The organism is Marinobacterium rhizophilum DSM 18822, from assembly GCF_000378045.1.
GTDB classification, from domain to species: domain Bacteria; phylum Pseudomonadota; class Gammaproteobacteria; order Pseudomonadales; family Balneatricaceae; genus Marinobacterium_A; species Marinobacterium_A rhizophilum.
The window spans coordinates 1-1,929 of sequence record NZ_KB899139.1; the positions used below are offsets into that span (position 1 = coordinate 1).

General features: G+C 61.0%; 1 protein-coding gene. It reads left to right on the plus strand.

All coding sequences use genetic code 11. The annotated features are described in order from the left end of the window. The first annotated feature begins 592 nt into the window (after positions 1–592). The gene (gene ltrA, locus F451_RS0124300; protein ID WP_205624075.1) at positions 593–1,843 is read left to right on the plus strand and encodes a group II intron reverse transcriptase/maturase; all 1,251 of its coding nucleotides are present in this window, start codon (positions 593–595) and stop codon (positions 1,841–1,843) included. Positions 1,844–1,929: the final 86 nt, after the last annotated feature.

Below are 1,929 nucleotides of genomic sequence, written 5' to 3' on the forward strand. Positions count from 1 at the left end.
AGTGCGCTCGTGAAGGCGTGCACACAGCACGGTGAAAGTCCGTGTCGGGGTAAGCCATAACCCCGTAGCTGAAGGTAACTGCGTCGCTAGGAGGCGGGGTGGGGAGCAACCGGAAGCGAACTGGCGGTCCGTAGGATGACGAACTCGATTCGGCGGTACGTGGCGGCGAGCTCCCTGGGAGACGGCGAAGCCTGAAACACACCGGATACGCTGTGATGGCGTTTAAAGCGATATCCGGGCCACCTCCGTGGTTGGAGACGGAACGTCAGGACGGGTGTACGAGATAAGCGAGGAGACCTGTCGGCTGTGGTGACGGCGGACAGGAGTCAGAGCCTTTATAGTACCGCAGCCTGCGGTCGGGACTAGGGTTATGCGGTGGAAAACGCCGTTACGAAGATGCTGGAGTGCAGACTCTGCCTAAGGTCCGGAAGATCGCACGCGAGAGGCGTGGAGAACAGAACCCACACCGAGGGAAGGGAGGCAGGAAGGTGGATGTGAGAAGGACAGAATGCACGAATGCAAACGCAATGAGTCGCCAGTGCCTCAGAATGGGGCTAAACAAGACTCGTCAACCCCGGCAGTACCGCCCTGGGTGGACCGTACAATCTGGACGGATCGCATGTTGGCGGCGCTGGCTAACGGCGTCAAAGGCAATAAATGGTTCAGCTTGATCGACAAGGTTTATCACCCCCATACCCTGGAGCGCGCCTGGCAGAAAGTCCGGCGTAATCGAGGGGCATCAGGAGTGGATGGGCAGAGCATCGAGCGCTTCTCGGCACGGCAGGAGATCTATCTGGACGAGCTGTCGGCGGCCCTGAAAAGCGGGCTGTACCGCCCGGAGGCGGTCCGTCGCGTCGAGATCCCCAAGAGTGACGGCAAGACGCGTCCACTGGGTATCCCGACGGTGAAGGACCGGATCGTACAAGGGGCCGTCAAGCGTGTGATCGAACCGATCTTCGAACAGGAGTTCCTGTCGATGAGCTACGGGTTCCGGCCGGGACGCGGCTGCAAGGATGCGCTGCGGGAGGTCCAGGGTCTGCTTGAGGCGGGTTACACCCATGTGGTGGATGCCGACCTGCAAGGCTACTTCGACAGCATCCCGCATGACCGGCTGATGGCTCGGCTGGAAGAGCGGATCAGTGACGGCCGGGTGCTAGCGCTGATCCAATCCTGGCTGGAGCAGGACATCATCAAGGGCATGGAACGATGGGCGCCCACAGGCGGTACGCCCCAGGGGGCGATCATCAGTCCCCTGCTGGCGAACCTCTATCTGCACCCGCTGGATGTACAGATGACCCGTCACGGTTACCGGATGGTCCGGTATGCGGATGACTTTGTGGTGCTGTGCCAAAGTGAGGAAGCGGCGCGGACAGCGCTGTCCGAAGTTCGTCAGTGGGTGGAAGCCAACGGCCTGACTCTGCATCCGGAGAAAACCCATGTGGGTGACTGCCGCTGCGAAGGTCAGGGCTTCGAGTTCCTGGGCTACCGGTTCGAAGCAGGGCGTCGCTGGGTGCGCAAGAAGAGTCTGAAAGCGCTCAAGGACAAGATCCGCAGCAAGACGCGGCGCACGCGAGGCACGAGTCTGGCCTGTGTCATCGACGACCTCAACCCCATGCTGCGAGGCTGGTTCGGCTACTTCAAGCACGCCCGATCCTGGACCTTCAGTCGGATCGACAAGTTTATCCGACGTCGATTGAGAGCGTTACTGCGCAAGCAAGCGAAACGCCCGGGGATGGGTCGGTGTTATGCCGACCATCGCCGCTGGCCTAATAAGTACTTCGCTGCTGCCGGGCTTTTCACCTTATCCGAAGCTTGGCAGAAGGCGAGCCAATCACGATGTTGAAACCACCGACTGGAGAGCCGTGTGCGGGAGAACCGCATGCACGGTTCGGAGGGCGGGGAGGCCTAAGCCTCTCCGACCCCTATCAG